Source organism: Pseudomonas sp. TWR2-1-1 (assembly GCF_049897045.1).
GTDB classification, from domain to species: domain Bacteria; phylum Pseudomonadota; class Gammaproteobacteria; order Pseudomonadales; family Pseudomonadaceae; genus Aquipseudomonas; species Aquipseudomonas versuta.
Genome location: NZ_JAFCVM010000001.1, coordinates 812,174 through 826,843, shown reverse-complemented (window position 1 = coordinate 826,843; position 14,670 = coordinate 812,174). Strand labels below are relative to the sequence as shown.

Genomic DNA, 14,670 nt, shown 5'->3' with positions numbered 1-14,670 from the left:
TCTTACAGTGGCCGCACCGGCTCTTGCGCCAGTCGATCCACTAGATAATCGATAAACACCCGCAACTTGGGTGGCATGTAGCGCGAAGGGGTATGCAACAGCCAGGCAGCGCCGTGGTAGGAGGCGATGAAATTCCACGCCGGCAGCACTTGCACGATCAACCCCTGCTCCAGCGCCTGACACGCCGTGAAATACGGCAGGCTGCCAATCCCGATATGCTGCAGCACCGCGTCCAGCCTTACGCCCGTGTGGTTGGCCGCATAACGGCCACGCACTCCGACTGTCACTGACTTGCTGCCTTGCCTGAACTTCCAGCGCGCATCCGCGGGGGTTTCCCCCAGATAAATGCAACTGTGATCAAGCAAGTCCTCCGGTTGTAGCGGCACTCCATGCTCGGCCAGATACTGCGGGGTGGCACACAGCAAGTGTTCAATCACAAACAACTGACGCCCCACCAGCCCCGGGGGCGGCTGGTCGGTAATGCGCAGGCTCAGGTCAACGTTGTCATCGATCAGGTCAACATAGCGATCTTCCAGAATCAGTTGCACATCAACCCCGGGATAGCGCCGCAAAAACTCGGGCATATGCGGGTGAATCACATAGCGGCCCACCGCTTTGGGCACGCTGACCCGGATCAGCCCTTCGGCCTCCTGGGTAAAGCGCCCGCTCAAATCCATCACCGACTGCGCTGCGCCCGTCACCTCAAGGCAGCGCTTGAACACTTCTTCGCCCCCCTCGCTCAGGCGCAACTTGCGCGTGGTGCGCTGCAGCAAACGGATGGCAAGGGCTTTTTCCAGCCGAGAAATACTGCGGCTTACCGCTGAGGGCGACATCGTCAGTTGGCGCGCCGCGCCGGAGAAACTCCCGGCCTCGACCACCTTTACGAAAATCACCATCTCAGCCAACAACGACAGCGGAAGATTTATGCTCACGGCGCACAGGTCCATTGAAATTTGCATGGATTATCACACCCAGGCGCCATCCCTATACTGGAAAAAAGTACCCCCCTGGATATAGCCATGACCGAACGCCTGTTTTTTACCGACGACGCACTGACCGCAGAGGTCGACGTCATCAGCTGTACGCCTCATGAAGACGGCTTTGCAGTGGTTCTCAATGCCACCCCCTTCCATCCCCAGGGCGGCGGGCAGCCCTGCGATACAGGCTGGATTGCAGACAGTGAAGTGGTGAAAGTGCTGCAAGAACAGGACGGCATCGTGCATTACGTTAAACAGCCGGTTTTACCCGGCCGGGCACGGGCAGCGGTTGACGCCACACGCCGCCATCTAAACGCGCGCCTGCACTCGGCCGGGCACTTGATTGGCGTACTGGGTGAGCAGTCTGGCTGGGTACCTACCAAAGCCCACCACTGGCCGGGCGAATGCCGGGTGAGTTTTACCCCCGGCGATAACGCGCAACCACTGGAGCCCGAAACCATCGAGCAGCACCTTGAGCAATGGATCAGAGCCGACTTGCCAAGGCACATGCAGCACGATAGCGGGCAACGGGTTGTGCGCTTTGGCGACTTGCCGGGTTATCCGTGTGGCGGCACTCATGTCCGCTCACTGGCCGCGCTACATGCCGTCAGCGTGCTATCGATCAGCCAGAAAAAGGGCGTGCTGTCCGTTCGCTACGAGGTCAAATAAGCCTGGCCCGGTGACGCTGCACAAAACGGTCAACGTAGTCATCCGCAGGCGTCAGCAGGATTTCCTGCGGCGTGCCTACCTGAATCAACTGCCCGTCCTTGAGCATGGCGATGCGATTACCAATGCGCAGCGCTTCGTCCAGATCGTGGGTAATAAAGACAATGGTTTTTTGCAGAGTTCGTTGTAGCTCCATCAGTTGATCCTGCATTTCTGCACGGATCAACGGATCGAGCGCGCTGAACGCCTCGTCCATCAGGATGATGTCCGTGTCCGCCGCCAATGCCCGCGCCAGACCTACCCGCTGGCGCATCCCCCCCGACAGCTGCGGCACAAAAGCCTGCTCATACCCCTGCAGCCCAACCACCGAGATCCAGTGTCGTGCCCGCTCATCGCACTGCGCCTTGCTCTCGCCGCGCACCTTGAGGCCGTATGCAACGTTTTCCAGCACATTGCGATGGGGCAGCAGGCCAAAACTCTGAAACACCATGCTGATTTTGTGCCGTCGAAACTGGCGCAAGGCAGGCATGTCGTAATCCAGGATGTTTTCACCGTCCACCAGGATCTGGCCGCTGGTGGGATCGATCAGGCGATTCAAGTGCCGCACCAGCGTCGACTTGCCCGAGCCGGACAAGCCCATAATGACGAACACTTCTGCCGCACGGATCGTCAGGGACAGATCATTGACCCCCACCACACAACCGGTTTGTGCCAGCACTTGATCCTTGCTTTTACCTTCACGAATCAGCGCCATGACTTCTTTTTCGCGGTGACCAAACACCTTGAAAACGTTGCGCAACTCGATCTTGTCATGCACCGCCAGCGTCATTTTTGCTCCCCTTGCCGAGGGCGGCCATAGGCCTGGGTGATGCGATCGATGACCACAGCCAGAATGACAATCGCCAGTCCGGCTTCCAGCCCCTTGCCCACATTGAGGGTCTGAATGCCCACCAGTACATCTTCACCCAGCCCCCGGGCACCGATCATTGAGGCGATTACCACCATCGACAGCGCCATCATGGTGGTCTGGTTAACCCCCGCCATGATGCTGGGCATCGCCAGCGGCAATTGCACGCCGAACAATTGTTGCCACGGGTTGGCACCAAAGGCGTTGATCGCCTCCATCACCTCACGGTCAACCTGGCGCAGGCCCAGATCCGTCAGGCGGATCAGGGGTGGCACGGCATAAATCACCGTGGCAAAAATCGCCGGCACCTTGCCCAGCCCGAACAGCATCAGCACGGGTATCAGGTACACAAAGCTGGGCATGGTTTGCATGATGTCCAGCAGCGGCATCATCACCGCGCGCAAGCGGTTGTTACGGGCCGCCAGAATCCCCAGCGGAATACCCAGCAACACGGAAATAACCGTGGCCACCATCATCAGCGCCAGGGTTTGCATGAGCTTGTCCCACAGGCCGACAGCCCCCACCAGAAACAGCAGGCCGACAATCAGCAACGTACTGAGGATTTTACGGGTGGCGTGCCAGCCGATGGCGCCGACAATGACCAGCATCAACCACCACGGGGTCAGGCGCAGCAGGTTTTCGAGGTTGATAATGGCCCAGAGCAAGGTGTCGGAGATGTGCCGGAACACATCCCCGTAATTGCTCACCAGGGCATCAACGCCGTCATTGACCCAGCCTGCGATGGAAAACGTCAAATTTTCAGGGAACATTCAGTGCTCTTGATTGAACGCGTTAATCCGCTTTGAGGGCCGCATCGACCTTGGCCGCAGCGTCGGGGGTGACCCAGGCATGCCAGATCTGCGGCTGGTCACGTAAAAAGGCTTCAGCCGCCTTACGTGGCTCGGTACGTTTTTCGCTCATCCCGGCCAGGGTGGTATTCAACAGGTCGATTGGGAAATCGACCTTTTCGTAGAACTCCACTAACTGCGGGTATTGCGCTTTAAAGGGGGCCGATACGCCAATGGCCAGTTTTGCCGGCAAAGAGCGCGTGCCTTTGGGATTGGGGTTGTTGGCGTCAGCCAGGGTTTTCCAGGCCTCGGCATCAAACGCAGGCTCTTCCAGCTTGATCAGTTTGTAGCGCCCGATCAGCGGGGTTGGCGACCAGTAGTAAAACAACACGGGCTTGCCACGCCGGATCGAGGAGCTGACTTCTGCATCCAGAGCAGCACCGGAGCCGGTGCGGAAGTTCACATAGTCTTTGTCCAGACCGTAAGCCTTGAGCTTTTGGCTGTTGACGATTTCAGAGGTCCAGCCGGTCGGGCTATTGAGAAAGCGCCCGCGGCTCGGGTCTTCCTGATCGCGAAACACGTCTTTATAGCGCGCCAGGTCGCTCACCGACTTCAAGTCGGGAGCCACGGCCTTGATACCTTTTTCAGGGTCGCCCTTGACCACATACTCCGGCACCCACCAGCCTTCACTCGCGTTTTTGACGATGTCGCCCAAACCGAACACTTTGCCTTCTGCTTGCGCCTTGAGCCACACAGGGCTGCGCCCCGCCCATTCTTCGCCAATCACCTGAATATCATTTTTGGCCAGCGCGGCCTCAAGGCTAACGGTACTGCCAGGCAGGGTGTCCGTTTCAACGCCGTAGCCTTTTTCGGTAATCAAACGCAGTACTTCCGTGATAAGGCTACCGCTTTCCCAAGTGATATCACCGAAGTGCACAGGTGCAGCCGCAGGTGCGGCCAATACCGGTTGCGTTGCGATCCCCAGTGCCAGCAGCGTGCCGCCGAGCCATTGTTTAAGGTTGTTCATAGCGAGTCTCTTGTTATGGAGGGGCTTTTTTTCGGCAGTACAGCGTCGTTTATCAAGCAGCGGCCAAGCGCAAGGCTCATGTAATCGCTGACGGAGCGCCGGGAAATACCCAACTGCGCCGCTATTTCTGGATACGTAAGACCATTGACCCTGGAGAGCAGGAAAGTGTTCCGAACCTTTTGCGGCAAACCCTGGAGCTGCGCTTCAACCACCTGCAAGGCCTGATCAACCTGAGTCAGCGCCTCAGGAGATGGCGAGTACGCGGGAGCCTCATGCTGCATCTTCATTAGATACGCCTGTTCCACATCTCGGCGGCGCCAGCGCTGATAAATCAAACGTCGGGCAATGGTGGTCAAAAGGGCACGGGGTTCGCGGATCGACATCCCCTGCCCGGCGGTCAAAAGCTGGGTAAAGGTATCGGCCGCAATGTCTTCAGCGTAGCTGCTGGAACCAGGGTAGCGGCGCAAACGCGCCTGCAGCCAGGCATGGTGGGTGCGATAAAGCAGACCCACATAGTCTCGGTGAGAGGTGTCGGCGCCGGACATAAAGGCTCCAAAAGAAGTAAAAACGGTATGTCCGGTGATCCGGTGCGGCGATCCTACCAAAGGCCTTTATTCAATTTAAATATTAAAAACACATTTAGTTATTCGTTATTGAACTAACAAAATTCTAAGCCAGCACTTCATACCCACAATCAGTGGCGACTCGCTGAAGATCGAGCACAGGTTGATAATCCGCTTCGCTGACCGGCAATACTTCCTGCACGCCCAATACAGCCCTGACCTGCGGCAATTGCTGCAAAGCCTGATTCATTGCCCGGCGAATCTGCTCTGCCCCGACGCCCCCAGTGTCGAGCGCGGTGATGTAAGGCAAGGTCGGGCTGGTCGCGGTACGTGCCACCAGGCGTAGCCCGGCGACTTCAGCCGGGGCGTAGCGGGCCAGACAGTCAAAGGTGACACTGTCGATGCAAGCCAGGTCAGCCCATCCTTCACGCACATAGCGCAGGCTTTGTTGATGTGCACCGCTGACCGCCACACTGGCAAAGAATCGCCCGCCCTGCTGCAACGGTGCCAGACGGTGACGAAACAGGTTCATACCGCTGTTGGAATGCCGGTCGTTGATCACCCCGCGGCTGCCCTTGAACTCAGCCAAATCGATACGCGGGTCGGTAGCGCGACTGACGATCAAACTGCAGTGGTTGCCCGCGCTACTGTCGTTCAGCTCATAGCGCGGGCGACCTACCAACTGCACCTGACCGCGCAACAGGGTCATCAGCGGGTAACCACAGGTCTGGGTCAGCAACAGATCCGGGGACCGGAACAACTCAAGCAACTCCAGCCCCCGTCCATCACGACGCGGTGCATCCAGTAACGCCACAATTCGAGTCAGCCACTGCTCACTGGCGACCTGTACCGGTTGCGGCGCAACGTACATCGCGAGTTCTGCATAACGTCCCGGCATCGGGTGCTCCCTGTGAATTCAACTGAATGGGTGCTGCGGGCTATCAATCGGCTGCAGGCCGTGACCACGAATCAATTCGCCATACCCCCGCACCAGAAAGCCGCCACTGCGCTGCTGCCATTGGGCACGCCGCGCTTGATAGATTACGGGCAAGTAAAACCATGGCAAACCCGGCAAATCATGGTGCACCAGATGCAGGTTCAGATTCAGGAACAGCCAGGTCCAGGGCCAGCCTGCCTCGTTCAGCACCGTGCGCTGCTCGGGACGTAAAGCGGGCCGATGTTCATAAAAGGAGCGAATGGCGCCCACCGACAGCGCTGGCACACTGACAAAAAACACATACTGCCAAACTGTCACTTCACTGTAGCGGGCAATAAAAGCAAACATCAGCAACGTCACGAAGCCATGGGTCAGCCACATGCACCAGGCCTGGGCATCCCCCCTGCGCAAGCGCTGCAGTTCTTGCCCGGCCAGACCGGCCAAGGATAGCGGCGCCCCCAGCAGCAGTCGTCCAAGCACGGTTTTGTTCAACCAGAGCACGCCGCGCAGCACTTTAGAGCTGCCTTGCCAGCGCGCCCGGCTCAAATAGCGGCTTTCGGGATCAACCCCCGGCACGGTCAAGTCATGGTCGCGGTGATGCAACAAATGGCTGTCGCGGTACAAGGTGTACGGGTACCACACGGCAAATGGGGCATAGCCCAGCAGCTTGTTGAACCACTCAAAGCGGGTGGGATGACCGTGCAGCAACTCGTGCTGTAGCGACATCCACAGCACCACTACCGGAATCAACAAACCGGTCGTCCACCACGGTCCTGTGACCGGGCTGCCGAGCATCAAGGCAAACCATGCGCCGGGCACGGCAATCAACAGTAACCACGTGGGCCATTGGGTGCGGCCGGTGAATGTGCGGGACAAGGCCAGAATGTCCCGGCGCTGGGCGCTATCGAAGTAATGCGACATCTGAAGAACTCAACACGGGTTTGAATCCATCTGTGGCGCGAGTCGTACTTTTCTTGCAGATCGTTTGGTTATGGGCTTAGAGCGTTTGGCGGGGATACCGGGGGATTAAAACGCTGAAACGCAAAAAGCAGCCCTAAGGCTGCTTTCTGGTGTTTTTTGCAACTGCGTAGCTCCAAAAAACAAAATTTGGAGCGGGAAACGAGACTCGAACTCGCGACCCCGACCTTGGCAAGGTCGTGCTCTACCAACTGAGCTATTCCCGCAATAATGGCGTCCCCTAGGGGACTCGAACCCCTGTTACCGCCGTGAAAGGGCGGTGTCCTAGGCCACTAGACGAAGGGGACGTTGCCCGAAACATACAGTGTACATTTCAGTGTCAGCCGCATTAACCGGAGTTATCGCTCTGACTTTTCACTCAACCTTGTCGAAACAAAGTTGCTGGGTGAAGCAAAAAAAAACAGCCAATGGCTGATTTTTCATGTTTTCTGGACTATGCGTAGCTCCAAAAAACAAAATTTGGAGCGGGAAACGAGACTCGAACTCGCGACCCCGACCTTGGCAAGGTCGTGCTCTACCAACTGAGCTATTCCCGCAATAATGGCGTCCCCTAGGGGACTCGAACCCCTGTTACCGCCGTGAAAGGGCGGTGTCCTAGGCCACTAGACGAAGGGGACGTTGCCCGAAACATACACTGTATATTTCAGTGCCAACCGCATTTACCGAAGTTAATGCTTTGGCTTTCACTCAACCCCGCCCTAGAGCGTGATTGCTTAAAAATGGAGCGGGAAACGAGACTCGAACTCGCGACCCCGACCTTGGCAAGGTCGTGCTCTACCAACTGAGCTATTCCCGCAATGGCGTCCCCTAGGGGACTCGAACCCCTGTTACCGCCGTGAAAGGGCGGTGTCCTAGGCCACTAGACGAAGGGGACACGCTACAACTTCACTGGTCACATGCGTTTGGCTGTTCGCTTTACGCTGCAATTGGCGCGCATTCTAGGGATGGATTGGGAAGTCGTCAACCCCATTCTTAAAATATATTGAAATCAATGACTTCCCTCTTCTTTCGGCTTTTTCATGCGCTGTATGTCGCCGAACCTCTGACGTCTATATTCCGTCATCCTGCAAGGCGTTATGATTGGTCGGCCTGAGTGATGGCAATTTGCACCTATCGATTCCCAGCTTCTTTCTTATAGAGCCGGCAGACCACCCCGAAGAGGTTCTAACGTTGACTCCTTCCATGATCACCCTGCTTGTCATAGCCGGGATCGTACTATTGATCGCCATTGGTTACATCAACCATGTGGTGGAAAACAACAAACTGGAAAAAGCCCGTCTCAAGGTCGAGTTCAATGATCGTATCCGGCGCTGCAGCGAGGTAAACGAGACATTTCCAGGGCAAATGATGTCACCCGGCCTCAAACTTCTGCTGACCCGGCTGGAGCTCAACGCTACACAGCGTCTATTACTCCTGAACAAATCCAGTGTCCCGCTGAAAGCGCGGGTGGCCGAGCTTGAAGCCCTGGTTGCCAAAGGCGACTCGATACCGGTCAACAACCCTCCCCGCCCGATTCTCACTGAAGCCAAAGCCAAAGACGCGCGCTTTCTGCTAGAAACCTTGCACGGTCAGGTGACCCGCGCAGCCAAGGATCGGGTACTGGCGAGCAACGAGGCCAAGCAGTGGCTCAAAGAAATTCGTCACCTGCTAGTGATTTTGCATATCGAGTTCTTCAACAACCTTGGCCAGCTGGCGCTGCAGCAGAACCAGCCTGGCCAGGCACGGCTTGCCTTTGAGCGTGGCGCGCAATACCTGCGCAAACAGCCTGACGCGCTCTACAGCAGCCAGTTAAAGGCTTTTGAAGCACAGCTGGCCCGAGCTAACGCGATATTGCAGAACAACCTTGAGCCGTCGACCCAGGAGGTCAATGAACTGACCGAGGGGCTTCGAACAGACGAGATTGAAGGGGACTGGAAGAAGAAAGCCATTTACGACTGAGGGTCGACGCATCAACCCATGTCAAACCCCGCAGGAGCCTGTATTGCCTGGCAATACAGGCAAGGCGGTGTTTCAGTCAAACCGCCCTTCCCACTCCTACAGACTGCGCGTCAAACCTGGGGCCAAAACGCCCGAATCCCCGCAACACCTTGCGCACCAATGGCCCAAGCTTGCTGGCGATCATCCGGCCCCAGACCGCCCAGCAAAAATACCGGCTTGCTGAAGCCAGCAATCAATTGCTGCACCTGTTCCCAACCCAAAGGCTGCGCATCAGGGTGCGTCTGAGTGGGAAGCACCGGTGACAGGGTCACGAAATCCACGTCCATTTGCTCAGCCAGCGCCAATTCTTCTGCGTTATGGCATGACGCTGCAAGCCAGCGATCTTTCGATAGAGGCCTGCCTTTAGCGGCGTACTTACGCAATTGCGCAGCCGTTAAATGCCAACCTGCCGAAGGAAAATCCCCCAGCCACTCCAGTGGCCCCTTGAGCATCAGCTGCGCCTTGCCCGCGCACAGGCCTGTAGCATCAACCGCCAGATCCCGGTATTTGGGGTCATAACCATTGGGGGCACGCAGCTGCACCAGCTTGATGCCGTCGGCAACTGCCTTCTTCAGGCCACGTAACAGTTGCGGGGTTTCAAGCCCGTCCGGAGTAATCAGGTACTGATCAGGCAAGCGGGCGGCTGCAACTATCGGCTCGTTAGCCGCCGGGAACTCGTAGTCCGCCAGTTCACGCTGAGTGACCCAGGCCAGTGGCTGGCCTTCTGCTCCATGGGGCTGGCCCGTGAACGAAGACACCTCCCAGACATCCAGCAAAACCTGCTTGTCTGGATAGTCATGCTGAACCTTGATCAAGGGGCGCGCGGACTCGACCGTAATCCCCAGCTCTTCCTGCAACTCGCGCCCCAGAGCCATCTCGACAGACTCGCCAGCCTCAACCTTGCCGCCGGGAAACTCCCATAGCCCGCCTTGATGCTGGGAATCGGCCCGACGAGCGATCAGGATTTTACCGTCTGTACCCCGAATAACGGCCGCAGCCACATGAACTCGTTTCACCCTTGCACTTCCTCTAATCCGGCCTGTTGCCAGGCTTTAAACGCGGGCCATTGATAAATGGCTTCAACATAAGCGGCATCTTCAGCCGACAGTGCAACACGATAAGTACGAAGGCGCACGGCCACCGGCGCAAAAAATGCGTCCGCCAGGCTCAAACGCCCGAACAGGTACGGCCCGCTTTCAGTGGCCACTGCGCGACACTCTGCCCACAACGCGCTCATTCTTTCGAGATCGACCTGAGCTTGCTCCGGCATCGGCTGGAGTGCCTGGTCACGGGACAAGTCGAAGGGCAAATTTGCGCGCAAACCAACAAAGCCGCTGTGCATTTGCGCACAGGCCGACCGGGCCTGTGCTCGCGCAGCGATATCCGCGGGCCACAATTGAGCGGCCGGGAATTGTTCATTCAGGTACTCGGCAATCGCCAAAGAGTCGGCAATAGTGCCGTGCGCGGTCTGCAACAGCGGTACTTTACCCGTTGCCGAGTACTGCAGGATCAACGCCCGAGTGTCAGGCTGACCCAGCCTGATCAGGTGCTCGGTATAGGGAACACCGGCAAGATCAAGCGCCAGCGCACCGCGCAGGGACCTGGATGAGTGCAACTTGTCGCCAATGATCAGATGAAAGCTCATGAAGGGCCGTCCTTTGCGAATACAAAACCCCTGACTGCAGGATCGCACTGGCCCGGCAAGGCCGCCCGATCCTGCACAAACGTACTCAGGTACGGTATTCGGCGTTGATTTTCACGTATTCGTGAGACAAGTCAGTGGTCCAGATCGTCTCGCTGCAGACACCGCGGCCAAGCTCGATACGGATGGTGATTTCTTCACGGGCCATCACTGCCGAACCCTGCGCCTCGGTATAAGTGCCGGCACGCGCACCACCGCTTGCAATGCACACTTCACCCAGAAACACGTCGATTTTGCGCACATCCAGATTGGGAACCCCTGCACGCCCGACGGCGGCCAGAATGCGACCCCAGTTAGGATCTGAAGCAAACAGCGCAGTTTTGATCAGCGGCGAATGAGCAACGGTGTAACCCACGTCCAGACATTCCTGATGATTGGCGCCGCCATTCACTTCAACGGTGACGAACTTGGTCGCACCTTCGCCGTCGCGAACAATGGCTTGTGCCACTTCCATGCAAACCTCAAACACGGCCTGCTTCAAAGCGGCGAACAGCGGGCCGTTGGCTTCGGTGATTTCAGGAAGATCGGCTTTGCCGGTGGCAATCAGCATGCAGCAATCGTTGGTGGAAGTATCACCGTCGATGGTGATGCGGTTGAACGACTTGTTTGCACCGTCCAGCAGCAGGTTTTGCAGCACTTCACGGGAAACCTTGGCGTCGGTCGCGATGTAACCCAGCATGGTGGCCATGTTCGGGCGAATCATGCCCGCGCCTTTGCTGATGCCGGTCACGGTGATGGTGACCCCCTCATGCTCGAACTGACGGCTGGCACCTTTAGGCAAGGTGTCGGTGGTCATGATGCCCGTGGCCGCTTGTGCCCAGTTGTCCTCGCTGAGGTCATCCAGTGCGGCTTGCAGCGCACCTTCGATTTTCTCGACCGGCAGCGGCTCGCCGATGACACCTGTGGAATACGGCAGGACGGCGCTGGCATCGACGCCTGCTAACTCAGCCAGCCGGGAGCAGGTACGGGCGGCCGCGATCAGGCCCGGATCACCGGTCCCCGCATTGGCATTACCGGTGTTGGTCAGCAAGTAGCGAATGCTGCCCTGGACCCGTTGTTTGGCCAGGATTACCGGCGCTGCGCAAAACGCATTCAACGTGAACACACCCGCCACAGTGGAACCTTCGGCGCAGCGCATAACCACTACGTCCTTGCGCCCCACACGCTTGATACCGGCAGAAGCGATACCCAGTTCAAAACCGGCAACCGGGTGCAATGTAGGCAAAGGACCAAGACCAACAGCCATGACGCGCTCCTAAATAAGTTCTGTGCGTCGCCGCGAAAGCACGCAAATTCAATGGTAAAACGCCGCGACGGCTAATGCCGGTCGCGGCGCAGGTACTTCAGCAGTTGGAACGGGTTTTAATTGATTTGCCCGTGGCAATGCTTGTATTTCTTGCCCGAGCCGCAGTAGCACAGCTCATTGCGGCCCAGCTTCTGCTCATTACGAACAGGCTCGGTCGCCTGCACGACGTCTTCGACATCGGCACCCTCAAGTACTTCAGCCAGCGCTTCAGGCTGATCAAGGCCCGGTGCTTCGGCATGCTGGAACTGCATACGCGAAGCCAGGTCTTCGGCTTCCTGACGCAGACGAGCCTCTTCTGCTTCCGGGTCTTCGCGACGAACCTGTACATGGGACAGCACACGGATCGAATCGCGCTTGATCGAATCAAGCAGCTCGGAGAACAGGTTGAACGACTCGCGCTTGTACTCCTGCTTCGGGTTCTTCTGCGCATAGCCGCGCAAATGGATACCGTGGCGCAGGTGATCCATGGTCGACAGGTGGTCTTTCCACAAGTCATCCAGTACACGCAGCACAATTTGTTTCTCGAAGGTGCGCAGCGCTTCCGGGCTCGCCTGCTCTTCTTTCTCGTTGTAAGCCGCCAGCAACTCGTTCAGCAGCTTCTCACGCAGGGTTTCTTCGTACAGGTGGTCGTCTTCATCGAGCCATTGCTGGATCGGAAGTTTCACCCCAAAACCGGTTTCGATAGCCGATTCCAGACCTTTGACGTCCCATTGTTCCGGCAACGACTGCGGTGGAATATGCGCGCTGACAGTGCTTTCGAGAACGTCCTTGCGGAAGTCGGCGATGGTTTCACCGATATTGTCCGCAGCAAGCAACGTGTTACGCATGTGATAAATCACTTTACGCTGTTCGTTGTTGACGTCATCGAACTCCAGCAATTGCTTACGGATGTCGAAGTTGCGACCTTCAACCTTGCGCTGAGCCTTTTCGATAGCGTTGGTCACCATACGGTGCTCAATCGCTTCGCCAGACTGCATGCCCAGGGCCTTCATGAAGTTTTTTACACGGTCAGAAGCGAAGATGCGCATCAGGCTGTCTTCAAGCGACAGGTAGAAACGGCTGGAACCCGCATCCCCCTGACGACCGGCACGACCACGCAGCTGGTTGTCGATACGGCGCGACTCGTGACGCTCGGAAGCGATCACGTGCAGGCCGCCCGATTCCAGCACTTGCTGGTGACGTTTCTGCCAGTCGGCCTTGATCTGTGCGATCTGCTCCGGAGTCGGGTTTTCAAGGGAAGCCACTTCCACTTCCCAGTTGCCGCCCAACAGGATGTCAGTACCGCGACCCGCCATGTTGGTAGCAATGGTCAGTGCACCCGGACGACCGGCCTGGGCAATGATTTCAGCTTCTTTTTCGTGGAACTTGGCGTTCAGAACCTTGTGCTCAATACCTTCCTGCTTCAACAGGTTGGACATGTGCTCGGAGGTTTCGATGGTCGCTGTACCGACCAGCACCGGACGGCCCTTGGCCATGCAGTCCTTGATGTCAGCCACAATCGCCGCGTACTTCTCGTCAGCGGTGAGGAACACCAGGTCATTGAAGTCTTTACGTGCCAGCGGCTTGTTCGGCGGGATCACCATCACCGACAGACCGTAGATCTGGTGGAATTCGAACGCTTCGGTGTCAGCCGTACCGGTCATGCCGGACAGCTTGTTATACAGACGGAAGTAGTTCTGGAAGGTGGTCGAAGCCAGGGTCTGGCTCTCGGCCTGAATGTTCAGACCTTCTTTTGCCTCGATCGCCTGGTGCAAGCCTTCGGACAGACGACGGCCCGGCATGGTGCGGCCGGTATGTTCGTCGACCAGCAATACCTGGCCGTCTTCAACGATGTATTCAACGTTGCGATTGAACAGCTTGTGAGCACGCAGAGCCGCATAAACATGAGTCAACAAGCCCAGGTTGTGCGCGGAGTACAGGCTTTCGCCTTCTGCGAGCAGACCGATCTGGGTCAGCATGTCTTCAACAAACTGGTGACCGGCTTCGTTCAACTCAACCTGACGGGTCTTTTCATCGATAGTGAAATGACCTGCTTTGGTCACCTCGCCCTCGACTTCCTCGACATGCAACTCAAGGCGCGGGATGAGCTTGTTGATTTCGGTGTACAGCTTGGAGCTGTCTTCAGCCTGGCCGGAGATAATCAGCGGGGTACGGGCTTCATCGATCAGGATCGAGTCGACTTCGTCGATTACGGCGAAATTAAGCTCGCGCTGGAATTTTTCTTCCATGCTGAAAGCCATGTTGTCGCGCAGGTAATCGAAACCGAACTCGTTGTTGGTGCCGTAAGTGATGTCGGCAGCATAGGCTTCACGTTTTTCCTGAGGCGGCTGGAACGGTGTAACAACACCGACCGTCAGGCCCAGGAATTCGTAGAGCGGACGCATCCAGTTGGCATCCCGACGGGCCAGGTAGTCGTTCACGGTTACAACGTGCACGCCCTTGCCGGACAACGCGTTGAGGTAAACACCCAGGGTTGCTACCAGGGTCTTGCCTTCACCGGTGCGCATTTCTGCAATCATGCCTTCGTGCAAGGTCATGCCGCCGATCAGCTGGACGTCAAAGTGACGCATGCCCATGACACGCTTGCCCGCCTCGCGGCAGACCGCAAAAGCTTCCGGCAACAGTTGATCGAGGGTCTCACCTTTGGCTATGCGGGCCTTGAACTCTTCGGTCTTGGCGCGCAATTGCTCATCGGTCAGGGCAACCATCTGCTCTTCGAAGGAATTGACGACCTGTACTGTCTTGAGCATGCGTTTAACTTCGCGCTCGTTCTTGCTTCCAAAAAGTTTCTTTAACAAAGGCGCAAACATATCGGCAGGATCTTCCACACATAGGGATGGAG

Annotated in this window: 13 protein-coding genes and 6 tRNA genes; 2 read left to right on the top strand and 17 right to left on the bottom strand. The window is 57.3% G+C overall.

Annotated features, from left to right (window positions below; genetic code table 11):
* Nucleotides 1–2: 2 nt before the first annotated feature.
* Nucleotides 3–932: a LysR substrate-binding domain-containing protein gene (locus ACP7BO_RS03985; RefSeq protein WP_426208712.1), complete on the bottom strand. Its 930-nt coding sequence runs from the start codon at nucleotides 930–932 to the stop codon at nucleotides 3–5.
* Between the two features lie 87 nt (nucleotides 933–1,019).
* Here ACP7BO_RS03985 and ACP7BO_RS03980 point away from each other — a divergent pair, with 87 nt between their 5' ends.
* Entirely contained in the window at nucleotides 1,020–1,646 is a 627-nt protein-coding gene (locus ACP7BO_RS03980; RefSeq protein ID WP_073508825.1) for a hypothetical protein, read from the top strand.
* Here the strand turns inward: ACP7BO_RS03980 and ACP7BO_RS03975 are convergent.
* From ACP7BO_RS03975 to ACP7BO_RS03920, 12 genes are all read right to left on the bottom strand, one after another.
* Nucleotides 1,639–2,472 (bottom strand): quaternary amine ABC transporter ATP-binding protein, encoded by an 834-nt coding sequence (locus ACP7BO_RS03975; protein WP_426208709.1) that lies wholly within the window; start codon nucleotides 2,470–2,472, stop codon nucleotides 1,639–1,641. The two genes, ACP7BO_RS03980 and ACP7BO_RS03975, sit on opposite strands and share 8 nt — an antisense overlap.
* A complete protein-coding gene (locus ACP7BO_RS03970) occupies nucleotides 2,469–3,320 on the bottom strand; it encodes an ABC transporter permease (protein WP_426208708.1) in 852 nt (283 codons plus the stop codon). Before ACP7BO_RS03970 ends, ACP7BO_RS03975 begins: the two co-directional genes overlap by 4 nt.
* 22 nt (nucleotides 3,321–3,342) lie before the next feature.
* Nucleotides 3,343–4,365: an ABC transporter substrate-binding protein gene (locus tag ACP7BO_RS03965; RefSeq protein WP_426208706.1), complete on the bottom strand. Its 1,023-nt coding sequence runs from the start codon at nucleotides 4,363–4,365 to the stop codon at nucleotides 3,343–3,345.
* A complete protein-coding gene (locus ACP7BO_RS03960) occupies nucleotides 4,362–4,910 on the bottom strand; it encodes a sigma-70 family RNA polymerase sigma factor (protein WP_426208704.1) in 549 nt (182 codons plus the stop codon). Before ACP7BO_RS03960 ends, ACP7BO_RS03965 begins: the two co-directional genes overlap by 4 nt.
* A 124-nt stretch (nucleotides 4,911–5,034) precedes the next feature.
* Complete coding sequence (locus tag ACP7BO_RS03955; protein WP_426208702.1) at nucleotides 5,035–5,826, bottom strand: phosphate/phosphite/phosphonate ABC transporter substrate-binding protein; 792 nt, start codon at nucleotides 5,824–5,826, stop codon at nucleotides 5,035–5,037.
* An 18-nt stretch (nucleotides 5,827–5,844) separates the two neighbouring features.
* The gene (locus ACP7BO_RS03950; RefSeq protein WP_426208700.1) at nucleotides 5,845–6,786 is read right to left on the bottom strand and encodes a fatty acid desaturase; all 942 of its coding nucleotides are present in this window, start codon (nucleotides 6,784–6,786) and stop codon (nucleotides 5,845–5,847) included.
* 187 nt (nucleotides 6,787–6,973) lie between these two features.
* Nucleotides 6,974–7,049: transfer RNA gene (locus tag ACP7BO_RS03945), tRNA-Gly, on the bottom strand.
* Nucleotides 7,050–7,054: 5 nt separating this feature from the next.
* Nucleotides 7,055–7,130, bottom strand: a tRNA-Glu gene (locus ACP7BO_RS03940).
* Between the two features lie 173 nt (nucleotides 7,131–7,303).
* Nucleotides 7,304–7,379 (bottom strand) — tRNA-Gly (locus ACP7BO_RS03935).
* A 5-nt stretch (nucleotides 7,380–7,384) separates the two neighbouring features.
* Nucleotides 7,385–7,460: transfer RNA gene (locus ACP7BO_RS03930), tRNA-Glu, on the bottom strand.
* Nucleotides 7,461–7,563: 103 nt separating this feature from the next.
* Nucleotides 7,564–7,639: transfer RNA gene (locus ACP7BO_RS03925), tRNA-Gly, on the bottom strand.
* A gap of 2 nt (nucleotides 7,640–7,641) precedes the next feature.
* Nucleotides 7,642–7,717: transfer RNA gene (locus tag ACP7BO_RS03920), tRNA-Glu, on the bottom strand.
* Nucleotides 7,718–8,025: 308 nt separating this feature from the next.
* Here ACP7BO_RS03920 and ACP7BO_RS03915 point away from each other — a divergent pair.
* Nucleotides 8,026–8,781, top strand: a complete 756-nt coding sequence (locus ACP7BO_RS03915; RefSeq protein ID WP_426208698.1) for a hypothetical protein — start codon at nucleotides 8,026–8,028, stop codon at nucleotides 8,779–8,781.
* 110 nt (nucleotides 8,782–8,891) lie between these two features.
* Here ACP7BO_RS03915 and ACP7BO_RS03910 read toward each other — a convergent pair whose 3' ends face one another.
* The 4 genes from ACP7BO_RS03910 to secA form a co-directional block, all read right to left on the bottom strand.
* The gene (locus ACP7BO_RS03910; RefSeq protein WP_397455996.1) at nucleotides 8,892–9,836 is read right to left on the bottom strand and encodes a Nudix family hydrolase; all 945 of its coding nucleotides are present in this window, start codon (nucleotides 9,834–9,836) and stop codon (nucleotides 8,892–8,894) included.
* Nucleotides 9,833–10,465: a glutathione S-transferase family protein gene (locus ACP7BO_RS03905; protein ID WP_426208695.1), complete on the bottom strand. Its 633-nt coding sequence runs from the start codon at nucleotides 10,463–10,465 to the stop codon at nucleotides 9,833–9,835. Before ACP7BO_RS03905 ends, ACP7BO_RS03910 begins: the two co-directional genes overlap by 4 nt.
* A gap of 85 nt (nucleotides 10,466–10,550) precedes the next feature.
* Nucleotides 10,551–11,768 carry a bifunctional glutamate N-acetyltransferase/amino-acid acetyltransferase ArgJ gene (gene argJ, locus ACP7BO_RS03900; protein WP_397455994.1) on the bottom strand — a complete coding sequence of 406 codons (1,218 nt, stop codon included), beginning with the start codon at nucleotides 11,766–11,768 and terminating at the stop codon, nucleotides 10,551–10,553.
* A 116-nt stretch (nucleotides 11,769–11,884) separates the two neighbouring features.
* Complete coding sequence (gene secA / locus ACP7BO_RS03895) at nucleotides 11,885–14,638, bottom strand: preprotein translocase subunit SecA (protein ID WP_060691078.1); 2,754 nt, start codon at nucleotides 14,636–14,638, stop codon at nucleotides 11,885–11,887.
* Nucleotides 14,639–14,670: the final 32 nt, after the last annotated feature.

Excerpts from the sequence above, each read along its gene's own strand:
- ACP7BO_RS03965 (WP_426208706.1), bottom strand. The coding sequence starts at position 4,365 with ATGAACAACCTTAAACAATGGCTCGGCGGCACGCTGCTGGCACTGGGG.
- ACP7BO_RS03915 (WP_426208698.1), top strand. The coding sequence starts at position 8,026 with ATGATCACCCTGCTTGTCATAGCCGGGATCGTACTATTGATCGCCATT.
- ACP7BO_RS03905 (WP_426208695.1), bottom strand. The coding sequence starts at position 10,465 with ATGAGCTTTCATCTGATCATTGGCGACAAGTTGCACTCATCCAGGTCC.
- ACP7BO_RS03950 (WP_426208700.1), bottom strand. The coding sequence starts at position 6,786 with ATGTCGCATTACTTCGATAGCGCCCAGCGCCGGGACATTCTGGCCTTG.
- ACP7BO_RS03970 (WP_426208708.1), bottom strand. The coding sequence starts at position 3,320 with ATGTTCCCTGAAAATTTGACGTTTTCCATCGCAGGCTGGGTCAATGAC.
- secA (WP_060691078.1), bottom strand. The coding sequence starts at position 14,638 with ATGTTTGCGCCTTTGTTAAAGAAACTTTTTGGAAGCAAGAACGAGCGC.
- ACP7BO_RS03980 (WP_073508825.1), top strand. The coding sequence starts at position 1,020 with ATGACCGAACGCCTGTTTTTTACCGACGACGCACTGACCGCAGAGGTC.
- ACP7BO_RS03975 (WP_426208709.1), bottom strand. The coding sequence starts at position 2,472 with ATGACGCTGGCGGTGCATGACAAGATCGAGTTGCGCAACGTTTTCAAG.
- ACP7BO_RS03960 (WP_426208704.1), bottom strand. The coding sequence starts at position 4,910 with ATGTCCGGCGCCGACACCTCTCACCGAGACTATGTGGGTCTGCTTTAT.
- argJ (WP_397455994.1), bottom strand. The coding sequence starts at position 11,768 with ATGGCTGTTGGTCTTGGTCCTTTGCCTACATTGCACCCGGTTGCCGGT.
- ACP7BO_RS03955 (WP_426208702.1), bottom strand. The coding sequence starts at position 5,826 with ATGCCGGGACGTTATGCAGAACTCGCGATGTACGTTGCGCCGCAACCG.